Below are 20917 nucleotides of genomic sequence, written 5' to 3' on the forward strand. Positions count from 1 at the left end.
CGTCGTCAAGACGCCGATCGGCAACAGCTCCGTAACGGAAGGATAGGCGGAGCGTACGGTCCGGACCAGAGACATCACACGTGGTCACCATCCGCCTGCGGCGCGCTGCCCGGGAGGGGTGCCGCTGACGGTTCAGCGGGGCCACCGGAGCGCGGAACGACAATCGCCCGCCTTCGACGCGCGGCCTAACGATTGTTAGCGAAAACATTCTCCATTCTTTGACGCTTTCCCGATCGCAACGACGACAGCCGGACGCGAGCCCGCCTTCCGGAGATTCCTACTCCCCCTCGCACGCTGGAAGGCTGGCCAACCGGAACGACGCCGGCCTGCATCCGACCGCCACATGGACGGATCCGCGTCCGCCCGTTATTTACAGAAATGAATGTAAGCGATAACATCGCCCTCATCATCGCGGCATGCCCGACAGCCACCGGGCCGGGCCGAACGGGGGACGCGACGACGGATGGTGGCGACGCGACCCCGCGCCGGCACCCGACCACCGACGCCACTCACCGCTCGTAGCGAGGAGGAAACGCGTGCGCAGAACGAGGCAGTGGCTGGCCGCCCTGGGAGTCCTGGTGGTGGCCCTCGCGGCGACCGTCGCGGACGGGGCCGTCGCGCCCCGTCCCGCACAGGCGCTGAACAACGGCGTCGCCCGGACCCCGCCGATGGGTTGGAACACCTGGAACACGTTCGGCTGCGACATCAACGAGACGCTCATCCGCCAGATGGCCGACGCGATCGTCGTCAACGGGCTGCGCGACCTCGGGTACCGGTACGTCGTCGTCGACGACTGCTGGTTCAATCCGAACCGGGACGCGCAGGGCAACCTCCAGGCGCATCCGCAGCGCTTCCCGAGCGGGATGAAGGCGCTGGGCGACCATCTGCACTCGCGTGGCCTGCTGTTCGGCCTCTACCAGGCGCCACTGGACCAGACCTGCGCGCAGTACTTCGACGCCTTTCCCGGCTCGACCGGCAGTCTCGGCCATGAGTACCAGGACGCCCGACAGTTCGCCGCCTGGGGCGTGGACTACCTGAAGTACGACTGGTGCTCCCCCACCGGGACCATCGACGACCAGGTCGCCAGGTTCGGCATCATGCGGGACGCGCTGGCCGCCACCGGCCGGCCGATCGTCTACAGCATCAACCCGAACAGCATCCACGAGAAGACCGGGCCACAGCGCAACTGGAGCGACGTGGCGAACCTCTGGCGGACCACCGAGGACATCACCAACGCGTGGAACACCGGCCAGACCAACGGCTACCCGATGGGCATCCAGAACATCGTCGACGTCAACGTGCCGCTCGCCGGGTACGCCGCACCCGGCGGGTTCACCGACCCCGACATGCTGGAGGTCGGCAACGGCGGGATGACGGACACCGAGATGCGCAGCCACTTCGCGCTGTGGTCGATCATGGCGGCGCCGCTCATGATGGGCAACGACCTGCGCTCGGCCAGCGCGGCGACGCTGACCATCCTGCGCAACCAGAACCTGGTCGCCATCAACCAGGACGGTCTCGGCCGGCAGGCGGTCCAGGTGTCCCACGACGGCACCCGGCGGGTCCTGGCCAAGCGGCTGGCCAACGGTGACGTCGCGGTCGCCCTGTTCAACCAGGGCAGCTCCGCCACGACGGTCTCCACCACGGCGACGGCGATCGGCAAGAGCGGCGCCTCGTTCACGCTGCGGGACGCGTGGACCAACGCCACCTCCACGACCACCGGCGCCATCTCCGCGAGCGTGCCCGCCCACGGCACGGTGGTCTACCGGGTCAGCGGCGGCGGCACCACCGACCCACCGCCCCCCACCACGTTCCGGCTGCGCAGCGAATCGGCCGGGCGGTGCCTCGACGTCGACAACTCCAACACCGCCAACGGCACCGGGACGCTGATCTGGGACTGCCACGCCGACCCCAACCAGCAGATCACCCAGAGCGGCCAGACGCTGCGGGTCCTCGGCAAGTGCCTGGACGTCCCGACGACCGCCGCCAACGGCACCCGGGTGCAGCTCTGGGACTGCAACGGCGGCACGAACCAGCAGTGGACATTCAACGGCAACGGCACGGTGGGCAACGTCCGCTTCCCGTCCCTGTGCCTGGACGTCAACAACGGTGGCACCGCGAACGGCACCACGGTCATCCTCTGGTCCTGCCACGGCAACACCAACCAGCGGTGGAGCCGGGCGTGACCGACGGCCACCAGCCGTGGTCCGGCCGGCCGGATGGACGTGCCCTCTCCCACCCCCGGGCCGGCCGCCGCGGGGGTGGGACGGGGTCGGTCAGCGGTTGCCCGCGGCGCGGCGCTTGTTGTAGACGTCGAACGCCACGGCGACGAGGAGCACCAGACCCTTCACCACCGACTGGATCGACTGGTCGACGCCCATGAGCTGCATGCCGTTGCTCATCACCGCCATGATCAGGCCACCGACCATGGCGCCGACGACGGTGCCGACCCCGCCGGTGACCGCCGCGCCGCCGATGAAGGCCGCGGCGATCGCGTCCAACTCGAACATGTTGCCGGCGGCGGGCTGGGCGCCGTTGGACCGCGACGAGTAGATGACCCCCGCGACGGCGGACAGGAAGCCCATGTTGACGAAGATCCAGAAGTTGACGGTCTTCACCTTGACGCCGGACAGCATGGCCGCCGGGAGGTTGCCGCCGATGGCGTAGACCTGGCGACCGAAGACCGAACGCCGGGTGAGCAGGCCGTAGACGAGCACCAGCACGGCCAGGACGATCAGCACGATCGGCAGGCCCCGCGCGTGGGCCAGTTGCCAGGCGAAGTACATGACCACCGCGCCGACCAGCGCCACCCGCGCGACGAACAGTGGAAACGACTCCACGGGCTGCTCGTGGCGGATGCGGCCCAGCCGGGTCCGGAAGACGCTCACCGCGTAGCCGGCCACCGCGAACACACCGATGAAGAGGGTGAACGCGTCGAATCCCTGTCCGCCGAGGAGTCCGTTGAGGAATCCGGCCGCGACCTGCTGGTACTCGGCCGGGAACGGCGACAGCGAGACGTTGTCCAGCACCCGGAGGGTGAGTCCCCGGAACAGGAGCATGCCGGCCAGGGTGACGATGAAGGCGGGGATCCCGGCGTACGCGACCCAGAGACCGTGCCACGCGCCCACCGCGACACCCACCGCGAGCGCGGCCAGGATGCCGGCCCACCAGGGCAGGCCTTCCCGGATGACGAGTACGGCCGAGACCGCGCCGGTGAGCGCGACCACGGATCCCACGGACAGGTCGATGTGGCCCCCGATGATCACGATGACCATGCCGATCGCGAGCACCAGGATGTAGGAGTACTGCAGGACGATGTTGGTGATGTTGCCCGGGCTGAGTGAGACGCCGTCGGTCAGGACCGCGAACAACCCCACGATCACGACGAGGGCGATGTAGATCCCGCTCTGCCGCAGGTTGCCGAGGATCAGCGCGCGCGGACTGCTGGTACCGGCGTGCAGGGCCGCGCCGGGGGCCACGTCGGACGGGCCGCCCTTCGGGGTGCTGGGGGGTTTCGTGCTGGTCATCCGACGGGGTCCCTGTCCTTCGTCATGAGTTCCATGAGGTTCTCCTGGGTGGCCTCACCCGCCGGCAGTTCGCCGGTTATCCGGCCGGCCGCGAGGGTGTAGATGCGGTCGCACATGCCGAGCAGTTCGGGCAGCTCGGAGGAGATGATGACGACGGCCTTCCCGTCGCCCACCAGGCGGTTCACGATCGTGTAGATCTCGAACTTCGCGCCGACGTCGATCCCCCGGGTCGGCTCGTCCAGGATCAGCACGTCCGGGTCCGTGAAGAGCCACTTCGACAGGACGACCTTCTGCTGGTTGCCGCCGGAGAGCTTGCCGACCACCGACATGACACTCGGCGTCTTGATGTTCATCTCGCGCCGCCCCCGCTCGGCGACTCTGATCTCCTCGTTGCCGTCCACCCAGCCGCCGCGGGCGAGCTTGCCCAGCGCGGCGGCCGAGATGTTGCCCCGGACGTCGTCGATCAGGTTGAGGCCGTAGCGCTTTCGGTCCTCGGTCGCGTAGGCGATGCCGTTCTCGATCGCCTCCGCCACGGTGCGGGCCCGGACCTCGCGTCCGCGTACGAACAACCGGCCGGTGACGTCCCGGCCGTACGAGCGGCCGAACACGCTCATCGCCAGCTCCGTACGCCCGGCGCCCATCAGCCCGGCGATGCCGACGACCTCGCCGGCCCGGACGGTGAGGCAGGCCCGGTCGACGACCAGCCGGTCCTGGGTCGGGTGCCGCACGGTCCAGTCCTCGATCCGGAGCACCTCCTCCCCCGGCGTCGACTCACGCTCCGGGTAGAAGGCGGCCAGGTCCCGGCCGACCATGCCACGGATGATCCGCTCCTGGGTGGCCGCGCTGTCCGCCATGTCGAGCGTCTCGACCGTCCGGCCGTCGCGGATGACGGTGGTCGAGTCGGCGATCGACGTGATCTCGCCGAGCTTGTGCGAGATCATGATGCAGGTGATGCCCTGGCCGCGCAGCCGGCGCATCAGGTCCAGCAGGTGCGCCGAGTCGACGTCGTTGAGCGCGGCCGTCGGCTCGTCCAGGATCAACAGCCGTACCTTCTTCGACAGCGCCTTGGCGATCTCCACCAGTTGCTGCTTGCCCACGCCGAGCTGGACGACCGGGGTGACGGGGTTCTCGCGCAGCCCCACCGACTCCAGCAGGCGGGCGGCCTCGGCGTTGGTCCGGTTCCAGTCGATCAGCCCACTTCGCCCGCGCCGCTCGTTGCCGAGGAAGATGTTCTCGGCGATCGACAGGTACGGCACCAGCGCCAGCTCCTGGTGGATGATGACGATGCCCTGGGACTCGCTGTCCCGGATGCCCCGGAAGTGGACCGGCGCGCCGTCGAAGACGATCTCGCCGTCGTAGCTGCCGGTCGGATACACCCCCGACAGCACCTTCATCAGGGTGGACTTGCCCGCACCGTTCTCGCCACAGATCGCGTGGATCTCGCCACGTTCCACGGCGAGCGAGACGTCCTGCAGTGCCGCCACGCCGGGAAAGGTCTTCGTGATGTTGCGCATTTCGAGGATGTTCTCGCCCATGGGAACCGTCCTGCTCGTGGCCGTCACGTGCAACGCCGGCGGGCCCGGCGGTGGCCGTCCACCGCCGGGCCCGCGGGCCGGGGTCAGCCCTTGGCCTGCCCGGCGGCGACCTCCTCGGCCGTCCAGTAGCCGGAGTCGACGAGCACCGGCTTGATGTCGTCCTTGTACACCGTCTGGACCGGCAGCAGGAACGACGGGACGACCTTGACCCCGTTGTCGTACGTCTTGGTGTCGTTGGCCTGCGGCTGCCTGTCCTGCAGGAACGCCTCGCCCGCCACCACGGCCTGCTCGGCCAGCAACCGGGTGTCCTTGAACACCGTGGAACTCTGCACGCCGTCGGCGATGAGCTTGACCGACGCGATCTCGGCGTCCTGGCCGGTCACCACCGGCATCTTCTTGGCCGCCGCCCCGTAGCCGGCGTTCTGCAGCGCGGTGATGACGCCCCGCGACAGCCCGTCGTACGGCGACAGCACGCCGTCGACCTTGCTGCCGTCGTTGTAGCTGGAGGTGAGCAGGTCCTCCATCCGCTTCTGCGCGGTCTCCTGCTGCCAGCGCAGGATGGCCGCCTGCTCGATCTTCGTCTGCCCGGACTTGACCTTCAGGGTGCCGGCGTCGACGAACGGCTTGAGGGTGTCCATCGCGCCGCTGAAGAAGAAGTGGGCGTTGTTGTCGTCCAGTGAGCCGGCGAACAGCTCCACGTTGAACGGCCCGGTCGCGTTGCCCTTCGCGCCGTCCTTGGTCCGCAGGCCGAGGCCGACGAGCAGTGCCTCGGCCTGGGCCACGCCGACCTTGTAGTTGTCGAAGCTGACGTAGAAGTCGACGTTCGGGCTGTCCCGGATCAGCCGGTCGTACGCGATGACCGGGATCTTCGCGTCCGCCGCCGCCTGGAGCTGACCACTGAGCGCGGTGCCGTCGATCGCCGCGACGATCAGCACGTCCGCGCCCTGGGTGATCATCTGGTCGACCTGCTGGGACTGGGTCGGGATGTCGTCGCCGGCGTACTGGAGGTCGACCTTGTACCCCTTCGCCTCCAGCTTCTCCTTGACCGAGTTGCCGTCGGCGATCCATCGTTCCGAGGTCTGCGTCGGCATCGAGACGCCGATCGTCAGATCAGCGGGCCGGTCGCCACCGGTGTCGCCACCGCTACCGGCGCCCTCGCCACTGCAGGCGGACAGGCTGATGGCGAGCGCCGCTCCAGCGAGAGCGGCCAGAAGTCGTCTGCGCACAGCTTTCTCCCTTCCGTACGCCGCGAACGCGCTGGCGCACTCACGGTGAGTGTTAGCGCTCACAAGATCAACGTCAACCTATGTCGGGAAATACGTACGTCTCGGTCTCGTAACAGAGACGAGACCGTCACCCGCTGTCACCATGGCCCAGCGCCTGGGCACGGGGCCGGCCCGCTCGGCACAGGATCGGGCCGGCCCTTGTCGCTCCCTACTGGAACTGCGGGAAGAACCGCCAGGTCCAGCCCGACAACGGCCACCGGAAGGACCCGTGTCACTCCATCAGCGCTGCAGTGTCAGCAGACCCGGCCGGTAGGGCAAAAGGCCGTAGTCGCCGCCGGAGTTGGGGGCACGGCCCTGGTAGAGCAACTGCAGGTTGCAGGGATCGACGGTCATGGTCTGATCGGCGTTGCCCCGAATCAACTCGCCGTGGCTGATGTCGTTGGTCCAGGTGGCGCCACTGTTGGCCTTGCCGGCGAAGGGATTGCTCTCGGTCGCGGCCTGCGGCGTCCACGTACCGCCCAGGCTGGTGGCCGTGAACGAGCGGAAGTAGCGGCCCTGCGCGCCGATCGCCTCGACGAGCATGAGATACCGCTCCTGGCCCTGGAGCTTGTAGACCTGGACCGCCTCGAACAGGTTGTTGGTCGTGTCGCTCATGATCACCGTCGAGGTCGAGCCGAAGCTGCCCGGGAAGTTGCCGATGGGCATGCTGGCCCGGTAGATCTTGCCGTTGTCCCCGGCGAAGAACAGGTACATGTTCGTGCTGTCACCGATGACCGCCTGGTCGATGGGGCCCGTGCCGGAGCCGGAGATGCTGCCGGAGAAGAGCACCTGCTCCGACGACCATCCGTTCGGATTGGTGGGGTCGGTCGACGTGCGGTAGGAGAAGGCGGTCCCACCCCACTGGTAGGCGAGCACCCAGATGTTCCTCGGGGCGAAGTAGAACAGCGTGGGCGCGACGGTGGAGAAGGACATCGTGTTCTGGCTGGCCGAGGCCATGTCGGACCAGTTCGTGAAGAGGCCGAAGTTCATCGAACCCCATCTCGTCCCGGTGTCGTGCGTCGTCGCGTAGACGAGATGCCTGCCGTTGTAGGGGGCGTACGTGAAGTCCTTCAGCGACACCCACCCCGCCTTCGGATTCGCCAGCGAGCCGGTCGACGTCCAGCGGTACGTCGACGGCAGGGCGCACGTGCCGGGCGGCGGCGTGGTGGGGTTGCCCCCGCCGTCGACACGGACGAGTTGCCACTGCTGGTTGTTGCCGTTCCAGTCGTCGTACTGCACGACGTTTCCGCCGTCGGCGGTCGAGGCGCCCTGCACCTCCACCACCTTGCTGCTGTTCCGATTGATCAGGCGGACGTAGCCACCGGCGGAGTCGGCCAACCGGAACTGCTGGTTGACCGAGTTGTTGTCGGCCCACTGCACGATGCTGCCACCGTTGGCCGTCGAGAAGTTGTAGACGTCCAGCACCTTGCCGGACAGCCGCGACCGCAACCGGTAGTAGCCACCGCCGGAGTCCACGAACTGCCACTGCTGCTGGCTACCGTCGTTACGCGCCCACTGCACGATCCGCGCGCCGTCGTTCGTAGCCAGGTTGTACACGTCCAGGGCCTTGCCACTGTTGCGGTTGACCAACACGTACCACGCGCTCGTGTCGACAGTCGCCGCGGCGGCGGGTGCCGACGACGCCACCGCCGCGGCGACACCACCGACCACCAGGGCCACGCCAGCGGCGACGACCCGCGGCAGCCACCCGCGCCGCCGCGGCGGCCTCGGTGCGAGAGATGGAGACGTACCAAGAGCAGACATGATCCTCCTCGGTGGAAGAGCCGGATGGTCCACCCGAAAGATGGGCGTACCGCGACGCGTCACCGGGCACGAACAGCAGGAGGTTTAGCGCTAACAAGGTCTCCGCGGGCCTGGCGCACGCCTGATTCGAGGGTCGACCAGCAGGCTTGCCCGGTGAGCCACGCGCCGCCGACCCTAAGCATCGACTGTGAGCGATAACATGCTGTTCGTCAAGCGTCGCGGTCAATCCGCCCAGCGACCGCCCCGGAGCCTGACCCGTCGGTCAGGTCGCGTCGCCGCGTCACCGCCCGGGCGGCCACGAGGTCTCCGGTGGTGGCTCCTCCTGCTCGTCGAACCACCCACCGGAGACCTCGCCGATTGTCGGTCACCGACCTGCCGACGTCGGATCAGACGAGCCCGAGTTCTGGAACGCGGCGGCCTAGTCCCACCGATCCTGGTTGAGGAAACGGGCGAAGCCGCGCCAGGAGTTCGGGCCCATGACCCCGTCGATCGGCCCGGTGTAGCCCCACCCGGAGGCGAGACGCTGCACGGCGCGCCAGGTGTTCGGGCCGGGAGCACCGTCGATCGGGCCGGTGTAGCCGTAGGCCCGCATGGCCCGCTGGAGCGCGGCGTAGGTGTTCGGGCCGGGCGCGCCGTCGATCGGGCCGGTGTAGCCGGCGGTGAGCCGCAGCCAGTTCTGCATACGCTTGTAGAAGATCGGGCCGGGGATGCCGTCCTGCTCGGTGGAGGTCTTGGGCAGTCCCCCGGGGTTCTGCCCGATGTAGGTCAGTGGGTTGATGCGCACCCCGGACGGGTTGATCATGTGCCAGTGCACGTGCGGGCCGGTGGACGAGCCCGACCCCGGGGCGCCGACCGCACCGCCGGACAGGCCGACGATGGTGCCGCTGGACACGGACGTGCCGTTGCCCAGCAGGAACTGCGACAGGTGCATGTACTGGCTGCGGTACCCGTCCGCGTGGTGGATCGTGACGGTGTGCCCGCCCGTGCCGTTGTCCGGGATGTTCTGGATGGTGCCCGCGCCGCAGGCCGGCAGCCGGGTGCCGACTCCCATGCCGAAGTCGATGCCACCGAGGGAGCCACGGTTCAGGTGGTCCTGCCAGGTGCCGGTGATGGAGTATCCGGAGAAGGGGTTGTAGATCACGGGCGCGGCGAGGGCCCGGCCCGGGACGGCCAGCCCGGCGATGGCGCCCGCGCCGAGGGCGGCACCGCCGAGCAGCACCGTCCGGCGGTCGAGGCCGGCCCGGCCGGGGCCGTCGCCGCCACAGCACCCTGGCGAGTCGAGATGATCCATCACGTGCTCCCTGTATCAACGAGGTTGCATAGGTCGGCCGTGACGTTACATAGCAATATGTCAATCTGTCGACAGTGTTGATCCGCCGCCCCACGCCGCGTCGCCGGCCGAGCGGACCACCCGCTCCCGCGCACCGCCGACGGCCGGCTGGGCCGACTCAGGGGAGGAGCAGATCGTAGGCTCGGGCGAGGTCGTCGGCCCAGCTCTCCTCGTGGTCCCGCTCGAACGCCCGGCACAGCCGGTCGCGGACCGCCCCGCGCCGCAGCCAGGGCGTACGGGCGCCCGACCCACGTGCCATCTCGCCGACCGCCTCGGCGAGATGGCGATCAGCAGCCGGCCCCTGGGTGGCCTCCCAGACGGCGAGGAACCGGTCGATGCTCTCCCCGGCGCTGCTGGCGGCCCCGAGGAAGGTCGACGCGTCGAGGAACGAGCCGAGCCGGGCCGGGTATTCCGCGAGCAACGACCTCCACACCGCTTCGAGGTAGCCGTCCACGGCGGACTGCTCGGTCGCCGGCCAGGTGCGCCACTCCTCGCGGCGCAGCTTGCCCAGGACGATGCCCGGGTCCAGCTCCGTGGCCGTCACCAGGCGCTCGAACAGCACCGGAAGCAGACTCTTCACGTCGTGGCGGTCGCCGACCGTGTTGCCGAGCCGGATGCTCAGGGAGAACAGGTCGTGCTCGTCGACGGTGACCGGGCCGCGGCAGTGTGGGCAGCCGTCGAGCACCGCGCGACGCGGATACCGGGCGAACACCTCGCGGACGCGCGCGATGGCCACCGTCAGACCGTCGTCCACCGGTCGATCTTCGCACGTCACCCGTGCCCGCCACCCACCCGGGACCGGCGACCGCCCGGGGCCGGGCGGGACGACTCACCGACCGGCCGGCAGAGGCCCGATACACCCTTCTCGATGGCGGAAACTGTGAGCCCTTTCTATTACCGTGCGATTACCCACGGCCGATAAATTCGCCCACGTCAACGGGCTCCCGTCTGGACGTGGGGTGAAATGTGAACAGTAGATTAATCGCGCGCCCGGAGCCCAAACTCGAGGTCCGGGATCTCGGGTGGCGTCAGTTGTGGGCCGGCGCGCGACTGCTGGCCGAAGCCTACGAGGACGGCGCCATCTGGGCCGCCGCCGGCTCACTCCCGCGTTGGCAACGAAGGCTGGCACTGACCGCGCTGTATCTGGCCGAGCTGTTGACCGCCAAGCTGATGAGCTCGGGCATCATCCTCGCCGCCCACCGTGGGGACCGGCTCGAAGGTGTCCTCGTCCTCTACGGGGACGAACGCACCACACCGTGGTGGGGATGGGCACTGCGCGGCGTGGCGTGCCTGCTGTCCGGGCCGCGGGCCGTGGTCCGCGCCGTCCGGATCTCCAACGACCTGGACCGGATGCGCCCCCGCCGGCCGCACGTGTGGTTCGCGGTGCTCGGCCGCCGGACCGATTCGGTGGGCGCCGGCTACCTCCTCATCCGCGCCGGCCAGAAGCGTGCCGAGGCCCTCGGGCTGCCGGGCTACCTGGAGACGTCGGCCGGCCCGGAACAGGTGCAGATCAACGAGATGCTCGGCTGGACCACGGTCGACGAGTACGTGCTCAGCACCGGCAGCGTCATCAAGACGATGTGGCGCGACCACCCGGAGCAGTCATGACCGCTACCGGACTGGGCGACGGGGTGGACACGCTGTTCGCCGTTCCGCCGGAGCACCGCCTCGACGACGTCGACCGCGCCTCGGCGAAGCAGATCCTCGCCTGCGACGACCGTACGCTGTCCATGCTGCTGGACCGCGGGCTCCCGGCCAGCGGCGCCCCGGGCGCGGAGCACTTCGACTCCCGCGACCTGTTCAACCTGGCGCTGTACTCCGGCACCGGCACCACCGTGCCGGAACAGGCCTTCGCCTACTCGCTGCGCTGGATGCGCTCGTCCACCGAGGAACTGCTCGCCCCGCGCGCCTCCCGGTTCGAGCTGCGCGTCGCCTGTGCCGCCGGGACGTGCGGCCCGCGGCCGACGAGCGTGCTCGCCGTACCTCGCCCGGAGCGCTCCGGCGGTGCGGTCGACGACCTGACGATCGACCCGGCCGACGGCGGACCGGACGGCGACGGCGGTGACACCGTCGTGCGCGCCGCGCCGGGGCTCGCTGTCGCCGCCACCGTGCACACCCGTGGCGAGCAGGCCCAATTGCGCTCCCCGGAGCTGCGCGCGATCACCGCCGAGTTCGCCGCCATGAACCTGCGGTGGGTCAAGCTGCCCGAAGCCATGCAGGAGGACGTCGAACTGATCACCACACGCGGGGTGGCGAGCTGCGCCTCGGCGAGCCGGTACCTGGCCCAGCTCTGCGACCGGGCCGGTGTCCCGGCGGTCACCCGGATCGGCTGGGTGGTCGGCATGCTCGACCTGGTCCACGCCTGGGTCGAGGTCGAGGACGACGACGGAGCGACCAAGGTCATCGACCCGATCTTCGCGCTGTTCTCCGCGACCGTACCCGGCACCAACCCGCTGCTGCGCGATCCGGCCGTGGCGCTGTGCACCAACCGCCTCGTTCCGACCGGCCTGAGCGTCGGGCGAACCGTGGCCGAACACCGGTGCGCCGGCGAGCCGACGGCGGCCCGGGTCACCACGAAGATCCTCCCCGCACCGAAGCGCCCCCAGGAGACGCCATGAGTCCGACCGGCACGGTTCCCGAGTTCATCACCACGTTCCTGCGCGCCAAGTGCCCGGACGTCGACTCGGTCGGGGTCGACGAGGACCTCGTGGACAGCGGCGTCCTGAACTCGATGCACTTCGTCGAACTGCTCTACCTGATCGAGGCGGAGCTGGGCACGGAGATCTCTCTCGACGAGGTCACCACGGACGACTTCCGCACCATCTCGCGGATCACGCAACGTTTCTTCGCCCCGGGCCAGCACGGCTCCGGCGGGACAGCATAAGGAGTGGCAATGTTGGAGACCCGCGTCCGCGAGGTGATCGGCTCCGTGTTCGGAGTCGCACCGGACGAACTGCCCGAGCAGTTGGACCCGGACACCGTGCCGGGCTGGAGCTCGCTGCGCCAGATCCAGCTCATGATGGCGCTCGAGAACGCGTTCGGCATCGAGATCGACCCGAACCTGCTGCCCGCCCTCGCGTCCGGCCCGGCGATCGTGCGGTTCCTCGAGGAGACGCTGGGCGTCCCGAACGGGACGAGCCGGTGACGGCGTACCACCCGCACCTGCGGACGGTGCACGACGTCATCGCCTTCCACGCCGGGCAGCGGCCCGACCACCCGGCGGTGCACTGCGAGGACCGTACGGTCACCTACGCGCAGCTGCACCGGTCGAGCAACCGGACGGCGCACGCCCTGCGCCGCGCCGGGATCGCGGCCGGCGACCGGGTGGCCTACCTCGGCAAGGAGTCGGAGCACTACTACGACATCCTGTTCGCCTGCGCCAAGACCGGCACCGTGCTGGTCCCCGTCAACTGGCGGCTGCGCGCCGGCGAGATCCACCACATTCTGCGCGACTCCGGCACCACGGTCCTCTTCCACGACGAGGAGTTCCTGGACACGGTCGACGAGCTGCGGCCGGACCTGCCCGCGCTGCGCGAGGTCGTGTCGCTGGCCGCCTTCGCCGGCTGGCAGGCCGACGAGGACGGCGACCTGGACCCGTCCTGGACCGAGGAGCAGCCCCTGGCCCAGGTCTACACCAGCGGCACGACGGGCAACCCCAAGGGCGTCGTACTGGCGCACCGCAGCTTCTTCGCGGTACGCGACGGGCTGGCCTCCGAGGGTCTGGACTGGATCGACTGGCGGCCGGACGACGTGAGCCTCATCGGCATCCCCGGTTTCCACATCGGTGGGCTGTGGTGGTCGATCCAGGGCTTCAGCGCCGGCATCACGAACGTGTCGGTCCGGGTGTTCGCCGGGCACGAGGCGGTCCGCCTCATCCGCAGGCACGGCATCACCACGGCGTGCTGCGTACCGGCCCAGTTGCAGATGATGCTCGCACCGCCCCGGCCGAAGCGGGAGGACTTCGTCTCGCTACGCAAGGTCGTCTACGGCGGGTCGCCGATCTCCGAGGCGCTGCTCACCCGCAGCATCGAGATGTTCGACTGCGATTTCGCGCAGATCTACGGCCTGTCCGAGAGCGGCAACACGGCGATCTGCCTGCCGCCGTCGGAACACGTCGTGGGCGGGCCACGGATGCAGGCGGCGGGCCGACCGTACCCGGGCATCGCCGTCAAGATCATCGACGACACGGGCCGCGTCCTGCCGGCGTACGAGGTCGGCGAGATCTGCCTGCACACCCCGGCACGGATGATCGAGTACTGGGGCCTGCCCGAGGCCACCGCCGCGACGCTCGTCGACGGGTGGCTGCACACCGGCGACGCCGGTTACCTGGACGACGAGGGCTTCCTGTTCGTCCGCGACCGGATCAAGGACACGATCATCGTGGCCGGCGAGAACGTCTACCCGGCGGAGATCGAGAACGCGGTCTGCTCGTACCCGGGCGTGGTCGAGGCGGCCGCCGTCGCCGTGCCGCACGAGCACTGGGGTGAGGTCGTGCACTGCTTCGTGGTGACCCAGCCCGACCAGCCCGCGACCGCCCGCGATCTCACCATGTTCCTGCGGGGGCGGATCGCCGACTTCAAGATCCCGGCGGGCTTCGAGTTCGTCGACCAGCTGCCCCGTAACCCCAGCGGAAAGCTCCTCCGTCGGGAGCTGCGCGAGCGGTTCTGGCAGCACCTGGACCGGCGCGTGGCCTGACAGCCGCGCGACCACCATCCGGCTCCACAACCCACCCTTCGTGCAAAGGCGGACCCATGCACATCACCCTGCGCAACAACAGCGACCGGATCGCGCTGGCGACCGGCAGCCCCAACCGGATCGCGCTCGACTACTCGGAGGACCCGCGGGCAGTCGCGGAACGCCTCCCCCGACGCGGCGACGACGAACAGAAGAACGTGCTCCTGCTGGGCGCGAACGGGTTCGTCGGCATGCACATGCTGCGGGAACTCCTCGGCGACACCAGGGTCGGGACGGTCTACGCCCTGGTGCGCCGCAAGGGCGACAAGTCCGGCGAGGACCGGATCGCCCGGCAGCTGCGCAAGTACAAGATGGAGTTGCCCGACACCGGGAAGCTGTCGGTCCTGGAGGGCAGCTACCTGGACCCGGCGATGGGGCTCGCCCCCGCCGACTACGACGAGCTGCTGACCGAGGTCGACGTGGTGATCGACGCCGCGGGCGCGACGACCCACGACTACCCCTACGCCCGGTACCGCGACGAGAAGGTCCTCCCCACGCTCCGGCTCGCCGAGTTCTGCCTGGAGAAGCGGTTCAAGACGCTGCACGTCATCGGGTCGGTCGGCAGCGAGGTCTACCAGCAGTGGCGGGACTTCCACCGGCGCAGCTTCTTCTACACCGGCTACAGCAAGATGAAGTGGATCGTCAAGCACATCAGCCTGCAGGCGAACCGGGCCGGCGTGCCCATCCACATCTACCAGGCGCCGTTCGCGCTGGGCGGGGCGCCCACCGGGTTCAAGGACCCCGGCATGGAGTACTCGTTCTGGAACATGATCTCGTACATGCTCCAGCTCGGGCTCGTCTGGGACTCGGAGGTCACCAGTCCGATCGTGGCCGGCGACGTGCTGGCCCGGTCGGTCGTGGACAACGCCCTGTCGAACACCCCCCGGGCGATCAGCTACCCGGTGACCCCGGCGACCACGCGTGAGATCGCCGCGCGGTTCGACCTGAAGCTGGTGCCGTGGCAGGAGTTCCGCCGCGAGCTGATCCGGCAGCACCGCTTCCGGCTCAGCCAGATCGACTGGTCCAAGCCGATCAGCAGCATCCGGCGCGGCCGCCAGCAGGCGGGGTTCGTACGCTCGCTGTTCCCCAGGTCGTTCCACACGTTGCTGAGCAACATCCACCACGCCGCCGCCAACCCCACGACCGTGCGGGTGGACACCGACCTGCCCTCGATCGACGTGCTGGTCAACAACGCCGGGCGGATCCGCAAGCTCAGCAGGTACCTGCCCGAGCGCACGGAGACCACCGCCGTCCCGGCCGCCACCTCGGCCTCCGCCGCCCCCGAACCGGTGGCCGTCGGCGCCGTCTGACCCTCCCACCTCCCGGCCGCGGCCGGCCGACCTGGCGATCGACCAGGTCGGCCGGCCGCGATCGGTTTCGCCCCTGCGCCGACGCCGCCACCGGCTGGACGGGCAGGCCCGAGCCGCCTGGTCGACAACGAAAAGTGACCCGAGGCGCACGGCAGTCGATGTCCCAGCCGACGCCTCCACGCGCCCCCGGCCCTGCTGGCCGGAGCCGGACCGGCAGGCGTACGGGCCGCGGCCCGCCCCGCATGTACGCCGCCTGTACCACCCTTGTACGTCATGCGGCCTACCGTGCAGTGGGACACCGAAATGCAACGTTGGCGGTTTCCCTCATGGGCAGCAGCGACCCGGGCCCTTCCGGGTCGTCGGAGAGGGGCACGGGTGAATTGCAGGGTCGCCGTCGTCGATGACCGTTCGGTCACGTTCCGCGGGGTGGCGGAGGTGCTCAGGGCCTCGGCCGGCATCCGGTTCGTGGGCGTCTTCCCGACGTTGGACGAGTGCGGGCCACCGCCCCCGGGAGGGGAGCCGACGGTGGTCGTCATGGATCCCTTCGTCGGGCCGGGGATGCCGGCCCGGCTGCCCGGGCACCTGGCGGTGCTGGTGATGTCCGCGTCGCGCCGGCCGGTCGACGTCCGCGCCGCCCTGGACCGGGGGGCGGGCGGCTACATCTGCAAGGGCGCGGACGTGGGCACGCTGTTCCGGGCCATCGCGGCGGTGTCCTCCGGCGACCTGTACCTCGACGGAGAGTTGCGGGCAGTGCTCGCCACCGACCTGCCCGATCTCGACGCCACCGCGGAGCCGCGGCCGCCGGCCGAGCCCACCGCCGGGGCCCGGGCGCTGACCCCGCGCGAGCGCGACGTGCTCCGGCTCGTCGCCGAAGGGCTGACGCACAAGCAGATCGGCGCCCGGCTGGAGCTGTCGAAGGCGACCGTGGACACCTACGTGCACCGGGTCCGGCAGAAGACCGGCGTGCCGAACAAGGCAGGCCTGACGCGGATCGCCATGGAACTCCAGCTGATGGCTCCGGCGGCCTGACGACCGCCGGGCGCGGCGACAGCCGACCCCGCAAACGCGGCGACCCGCCGGTACGGCCGCTGAGGCGACCGTACCGGCGGGTCTGGCTACGTCAACGACGAGCCGGTTGGCAGGGCCCGATCACAACTTGGCGCACTGCCCGGACTTCGGACCGCTGACCGTGTTGGCCACCCCGTTGTCCACCGGTGGCGGCGCGTTGCCGGAGCAGCTCAGCGGACCGTCGATCCGGTTGCCGGAGACCACGACCGGGGTGTCCCCGGTGCGGCTGCCGACCACGCTGACCGGACCGGTCACCTTCGTCCCGCTGATCAGCACCCGGCCGGTGACGCCGGTGACCGACAGCGGGCCCTCGACCGTGCTGCCCGTCAGCTCCACCACCGCGGCACCGGTGGCGGTCACCGGGCCGCTGATCGCGGCGTCGAGCGCGATCAGGCTCGCGCCCTTCTCGACGTTGACCGGGCCGAACACCTTGGCGCCCGGCGCGAGGCAGGTCACCCCGCGGACCGGCAGCGGACCGCGGCGCTCACCGCTCACCACCTGACCACAGGTCTGGTCGGTGACCTCGAGGGTCACGGGCAGCGTCGTCAGCGGGTTCGACGGGTCGTCGCTGGTGACGCAGAGCTGGGCCCGGTAGGTGCCGGCGGCCAGCCCCGTGCTGTCCATCGAGAGCGTCACCTCGGTGGACCGGCCGGCGCCGGTGGCGGCCGACGTCCGGGACGCCGTCAGCCACGGCACCTCGTCGGGCGTCACGCACGGCTGCAGGTCGGGCAGCCGGACGTGGGTGATGAACCGGGCCGCACCCTTGTCGTTCTCGACCTCGACCAGGCGGCCGGAGCGGTCGATCTCGTGGACCCCCTTGGAGCTGGTGGTCAGGATGTTGCCGTTACCGAGCGGGTAGACACCCTGGTATCCGGTGCCGCCGGGCGGCGTGTAGACGCCGATCAGCTTGCCGTCGCGGTCCATCTCCCAGACGCCGGGGGTGGAGCCGCTGCCCCAGCTCGCCGCGAGCACGTTGCCGTTCGGCATCTCCGCGAGCTGACCCGGCCAGCTCAGCCCCTCGAAGAAGCGGGCGTTGGCGGCGGAGCCATCCTTCTTGAAGCTGTGGATGGCGTCGCTGTCGCTGGCCGAGACGAGCATGTCGTCGCCGCGGAACAGGATGCCCCACGGTCCCTTGAGCCCGTCGGTTCCCGGGGCGACGAACGTGCCCAGGTACTTGCCGTCGGCGTCGAACTCGACGACCGAGTTGGCGTTGGTCTGGGACGCGACCGTCACCAGCACGGTGCCGCGCGGCGAGAGCGCGATACCCCGGGTGTTGGTCATGATCTTCGGATCGTCCAGGCCGCCGGCGGGCGCGAAGATGCGCCGGAAGCTGCCGTCCAGGGCGTGCTCGGTGATCACCGAGTTGACCTGGTCGGACATGAGGAAGCCGCTGCCGTCCGGCTTGGCGATGATCTGGAACGGCGTGTAGAGGTTGCTGGTCGGGTCGAACTTGAAGTGCGGGATGAACTGCGGGTCGATCTGCTTGCCGGTCTGCGGATCGAACGCCATCACCCCACGCGTGGCGTTTGCCGAGTTCGGGATCAGCAGGACACCGTCCCGCAGGATCTTGATCCGCTCGTCGTCCGGGCCGGCGTCCGGGTCGTCCAGCCGCCAGTCCAGCACGCCGTGCCCGGCGTTGCGTACCGCGATCTTCTGGCTGGTGACCAGCCCGGCCGGCTGCCGCGCGGCGAGGGACTTGGGCGCCACCTCGATCTTCGGCACCGGCACCACCGTCAGTTCCAGCGCGATCGTCGTCGCCGGCTGGTCCTGGTCGTTGCTGGCCAGGCACAGGTTCGCCGTGAACACGCCGCCGTCGTCCAGGCCGGTCGAGTCGAGCGTGATCTGGATGTCCTGGCTCTTGAACGCGGCCAGGGTGCCCTGTGCCGGGGTCACCTTGACCCAGCTCGGCCAGGCGCAGTCCTCGCCGTCGCCGGTCGCCCGCCAGGTGAGCTCGGCGCCGCCCGCGTTGCCCACCTTGACGGTGTGGCTCTCACTCTGCGCGACGTCCATGCTGGAGCTGAGCTCGGTCTTGTCCACGGTCAGGTCCGGGGCCGCGGGAAGGACGGCGACCGGGAAGTGAGCCTGGGCGATCGGCTGCCCGTCCGGCGCGTGCCGGGCGTCGGTGGTCAGGTTGATCGCACCGAAGAGCCAGTTCTTGCGGGCGGTCCCGGTGACGTCCAGGGTGATGGTCAACTCCTGGCTGGCGCCGGGCGCCAGGGTGAACTGCGTCGGCGCGACCGTGATCCGCGCCCCGGCCGGGGCCTGCGGCGTCACCTGGTAGGTCGCGGCCACCTTCGCCACGCTGGACACCGTCCGCGTGAAGGTGCAGACCTTGAGGCAGTGGTGCTCGACCACGGCCGGCAGGTTCAGCGTCTGCGGATCGCCACCGGCGTCGGGGTTGGCCGCGACGAAGTTCGCGGCGGTCTCGTCGAGCACGATGCCGGTCCGGGCGGCCTGGGCCAGGTTGATCCGGCCGGAGCCCATGTCGAACGCGTCGGCCGGCGTGCGACCGTCCTCCTTGACGACTCCTTCGCGGTCCGCGGTGACCGCCAGCGCGGAGCGGATCCGCGTCGGCGACCAGTCGGGGTGCAGCGCCGCCAGCAGCGCGCCGGCACCCGCGACGTGCGGCGACGACATCGACGTGCCCTGCATGAAGGCGTACGTGGCCGGGTTGTCCTTCGCCGCCATGGTGGCGGCGAGGATGTTGCGGCCCGGGGCGGCCACGGTGGGCGCGAGCATGTCGAACTTGCTGGGTCCGCGCGAGCTGAAGTCGGCCACGACGTCGGTCCAGTCGCCGTCGCGCAGCACCTCGCTGCTGGGGTCGACGCGCACGGTGACGGGGCCGTCGGTGGCCGCCGCGTGGTCACGCAGCCGCTGCCCGTCGGCGAGGGAGACCATCACGGCGGGGATGGTGGTCCCGGCGAGCGCGCCCATCGTGATCGGCGGGCCGCTGTACTGGTTGTGCACGACCACGCCGGTCGCACCGGCGGCGGTGGCGTTCTTGACCTTCACGGAGAAGTCGCAGCCACCCCGGGGCAGCAGGGCGACCTTGCCGCTGAACGACGCGGCCGGGAACGGCACGCAGGCCTGCACGTTGTTCGCGTCGACGGCGCCCGAGTACCGGATCGCACCCTCGATGGGCGGGTTCGGCGAGTTCTCCCCGATGACGGCGGCGATGCCGGTGAGCGTCGCCGGGACGGGCGTCGGGCCCGTCACGTCGAGCCGGTGGGCGATGACCCGCTCGTGGCTGACCGCGGCGACGGACATGTTCCACGGCGCGGTCTTCGCGACGGTGCTGGCGCCCGGGCCGCTGTTGCCGGCGGAGGCGGCGACGAAGATGCCGGCCGAGTACGCCTCCAGGAACGCCAGGTCGACGAGGTCCTTCCAGGGGTCGTCGCGACCGGAGATCGAGTAGTTGAGGACGTCCACGCCGTCGGCGATCGCCTGGTCCACCGCGGCGATCGTGGCCGAGGAGAGGCAGCCGAGGACCATGCAGACCTTGTAGGAGATGACGTTGGCCCGCGGCGCGACACCGGAGACGGTGATCTTGTGCGTGCTGGTGCCGACGGTCATCGTCGCCTCGTGCCGGTTTCCGGCGGCGGTCGAGGCGGTGTGGCTGCCGTGGCCGTTGTCGTCCCGGGCGTCGGTGCCGACCATCGACCAGGCGCCGATCAGCTTGTCGTTGCAGATCGCCTTGTGCTGGGGGTGGGTCGGGGCGCAGACGCCGGTGTACGTGCCCGCGCCGTACGGGTTGGTGTGCCGGTAGCCGTCACCGTCCACCGCCGCGAACGACGGGTGGTCGGGGTTGATGCCGGAGTCCAGGATCCCGACGATGGCGCCCTCGCCACGGGTCCCGACGTTCTCCGCCGTCCTGCCCTCCCACACGGCGGGCGACTGGATCAGCGCGTTGCTGGTGTCGGTCGTCAGCTCCAGGATCTCGTCGGGTACGACCGAGCTGACTCCCGGCAGACCGGACAGCTGCGCCGCCTCGTCCGCGCTGACCTCGACCGCCAGGCCGTTGACCACGTTGCGGTAGGTGTGGGCGACCCGCACGGAGCGGCCCAGGATCGCCTCCATCTCGTCCACCAGCGTGTCCTGCTGCCGCGCCAGCTCCTGGGAGTAGGCGGCGCTCGCGGCGGACCGGGTGTCGAGCCTGCCGGCGCGGGCCGTGCTCGCCTGCGAGGCGGCCGCCACGGAGGGCTTGTCCATCTTCAACAGCCAGAGCCCGCTCTTGGGCTGCGCCTTGGCGGCGGCCGGGCGGGCCGGCGCCTCGGCTGCCGTGTCGCCGGCCGGCAGCGGTGCCGCCACGGCCGGAGCGGGGGCCACGGCGAGCAGCATGGCGCTCGCCGCCACCGCTGCGGCCAGGCGACCCGGCGCCCTCCGG

Annotated in this window: 15 protein-coding genes; 8 read left to right on the forward strand and 7 right to left on the reverse strand. The window is 70.1% G+C overall.

What is annotated here, in order from left to right:
- The first annotated feature begins 536 nt into the window (after positions 1-536).
- A complete protein-coding gene (locus ABZ809_RS23790) occupies positions 537-2186 on the forward strand; it encodes a ricin-type beta-trefoil lectin domain protein (RefSeq protein ID WP_357564779.1) in 1650 nt (549 codons plus the stop codon).
- A 90-nt stretch (positions 2187-2276) separates the two neighbouring features.
- Here the strand turns inward: ABZ809_RS23790 and mmsB are convergent, their stop codons facing one another.
- The 6 genes from mmsB to ABZ809_RS23820 form a co-directional block, all read right to left on the reverse strand.
- Positions 2277-3527 (reverse strand): multiple monosaccharide ABC transporter permease, encoded by a 1251-nt coding sequence (gene mmsB / locus ABZ809_RS23795; protein ID WP_357564780.1) that lies wholly within the window; start codon positions 3525-3527, stop codon positions 2277-2279.
- Positions 3524-5062 (reverse strand): multiple monosaccharide ABC transporter ATP-binding protein, encoded by a 1539-nt coding sequence (gene mmsA, locus ABZ809_RS23800; RefSeq protein WP_357564781.1) that lies wholly within the window; start codon positions 5060-5062, stop codon positions 3524-3526. Before mmsA ends, mmsB begins: the two co-directional genes overlap by 4 nt.
- A gap of 83 nt (positions 5063-5145) precedes the next feature.
- Positions 5146-6288 (reverse strand): multiple monosaccharide ABC transporter substrate-binding protein, encoded by a 1143-nt coding sequence (gene chvE / locus ABZ809_RS23805; RefSeq protein WP_357564782.1) that lies wholly within the window; start codon positions 6286-6288, stop codon positions 5146-5148.
- A 279-nt stretch (positions 6289-6567) separates the two neighbouring features.
- Positions 6568-8091: a non-reducing end alpha-L-arabinofuranosidase family hydrolase gene (locus ABZ809_RS23810; protein ID WP_357564783.1), complete on the reverse strand. Its 1524-nt coding sequence runs from the start codon at positions 8089-8091 to the stop codon at positions 6568-6570.
- Positions 8092-8509: 418 nt separating this feature from the next.
- The gene (locus ABZ809_RS23815; protein WP_357564784.1) at positions 8510-9382 is read right to left on the reverse strand and encodes a peptidoglycan DD-metalloendopeptidase family protein; all 873 of its coding nucleotides are present in this window, start codon (positions 9380-9382) and stop codon (positions 8510-8512) included.
- 157 nt (positions 9383-9539) lie between these two features.
- Positions 9540-10175 carry a hypothetical protein gene (locus ABZ809_RS23820; protein WP_357564785.1) on the reverse strand — a complete coding sequence of 212 codons (636 nt, stop codon included), beginning with the start codon at positions 10173-10175 and terminating at the stop codon, positions 9540-9542.
- 212 nt (positions 10176-10387) lie between these two features.
- On the opposite strand from ABZ809_RS23820, the gene ABZ809_RS23825 reads away from it, so the two are divergent.
- From ABZ809_RS23825 to ABZ809_RS23855, 7 genes are all read left to right on the forward strand, one after another.
- Positions 10388-11029, forward strand: a complete 642-nt coding sequence (locus tag ABZ809_RS23825) for a hypothetical protein (RefSeq protein ID WP_357564786.1) — start codon at positions 10388-10390, stop codon at positions 11027-11029.
- Positions 11026-12039, forward strand: coding sequence for a hypothetical protein (locus tag ABZ809_RS23830; protein ID WP_357564787.1), 1014 nt, complete (start codon positions 11026-11028; stop codon positions 12037-12039). The genes ABZ809_RS23825 and ABZ809_RS23830 overlap by 4 nt, the downstream gene beginning before the upstream one ends.
- Positions 12036-12305 (forward strand): phosphopantetheine-binding protein, encoded by a 270-nt coding sequence (locus ABZ809_RS23835; protein WP_357564788.1) that lies wholly within the window; start codon positions 12036-12038, stop codon positions 12303-12305. The genes ABZ809_RS23830 and ABZ809_RS23835 overlap by 4 nt, the downstream gene beginning before the upstream one ends.
- Before the next feature lie 9 nt (positions 12306-12314).
- Positions 12315-12566 carry an acyl carrier protein gene (locus ABZ809_RS23840; protein ID WP_357564789.1) on the forward strand — a complete coding sequence of 84 codons (252 nt, stop codon included), beginning with the start codon at positions 12315-12317 and terminating at the stop codon, positions 12564-12566.
- Positions 12563-14116, forward strand: a complete 1554-nt coding sequence (locus ABZ809_RS23845) for a long-chain-fatty-acid--CoA ligase (protein WP_357564790.1) — start codon at positions 12563-12565, stop codon at positions 14114-14116. Before ABZ809_RS23840 ends, ABZ809_RS23845 begins: the two co-directional genes overlap by 4 nt.
- Positions 14117-14172: 56 nt before the next feature.
- On the forward strand, positions 14173-15465 hold the full coding sequence (locus ABZ809_RS23850; RefSeq protein WP_357564791.1) for an SDR family oxidoreductase: 1293 nt from the start codon (positions 14173-14175) through the stop codon (positions 15463-15465).
- Positions 15466-15840: 375 nt separating this feature from the next.
- Positions 15841-16494 (forward strand): response regulator transcription factor, encoded by a 654-nt coding sequence (locus tag ABZ809_RS23855; RefSeq protein ID WP_357564792.1) that lies wholly within the window; start codon positions 15841-15843, stop codon positions 16492-16494.
- Positions 16495-16614: 120 nt separating this feature from the next.
- On the opposite strand, the gene ABZ809_RS23860 is transcribed toward ABZ809_RS23855, so the two are convergent.
- A complete protein-coding gene (locus ABZ809_RS23860) occupies positions 16615-20886 on the reverse strand; it encodes a S8 family serine peptidase (RefSeq protein ID WP_357564793.1) in 4272 nt (1423 codons plus the stop codon).
- Positions 20887-20917 lie beyond the last annotated feature (31 nt).

This window comes from Micromonospora sp. NPDC047074, assembly GCF_040643815.1.
In the GTDB taxonomy this organism is placed as follows: domain Bacteria; phylum Actinomycetota; class Actinomycetes; order Mycobacteriales; family Micromonosporaceae; genus Micromonospora.

Excerpts from the sequence above, each read along its gene's own strand:
- mmsB (WP_357564780.1), bottom strand. The coding sequence starts at position 3,527 with ATGACCAGCACGAAACCCCCCAGCACCCCGAAGGGCGGCCCGTCCGAC.
- mmsA (WP_357564781.1), bottom strand. The coding sequence starts at position 5,062 with ATGGGCGAGAACATCCTCGAAATGCGCAACATCACGAAGACCTTTCCC.
- ABZ809_RS23815 (WP_357564784.1), bottom strand. The coding sequence starts at position 9,382 with ATGGATCATCTCGACTCGCCAGGGTGCTGTGGCGGCGACGGCCCCGGC.
- ABZ809_RS23850 (WP_357564791.1), top strand. The coding sequence starts at position 14,173 with ATGCACATCACCCTGCGCAACAACAGCGACCGGATCGCGCTGGCGACC.
- ABZ809_RS23835 (WP_357564788.1), top strand. The coding sequence starts at position 12,036 with ATGAGTCCGACCGGCACGGTTCCCGAGTTCATCACCACGTTCCTGCGC.
- ABZ809_RS23840 (WP_357564789.1), top strand. The coding sequence starts at position 12,315 with ATGTTGGAGACCCGCGTCCGCGAGGTGATCGGCTCCGTGTTCGGAGTC.
- ABZ809_RS23810 (WP_357564783.1), bottom strand. The coding sequence starts at position 8,091 with ATGTCTGCTCTTGGTACGTCTCCATCTCTCGCACCGAGGCCGCCGCGG.
- ABZ809_RS23830 (WP_357564787.1), top strand. The coding sequence starts at position 11,026 with ATGACCGCTACCGGACTGGGCGACGGGGTGGACACGCTGTTCGCCGTT.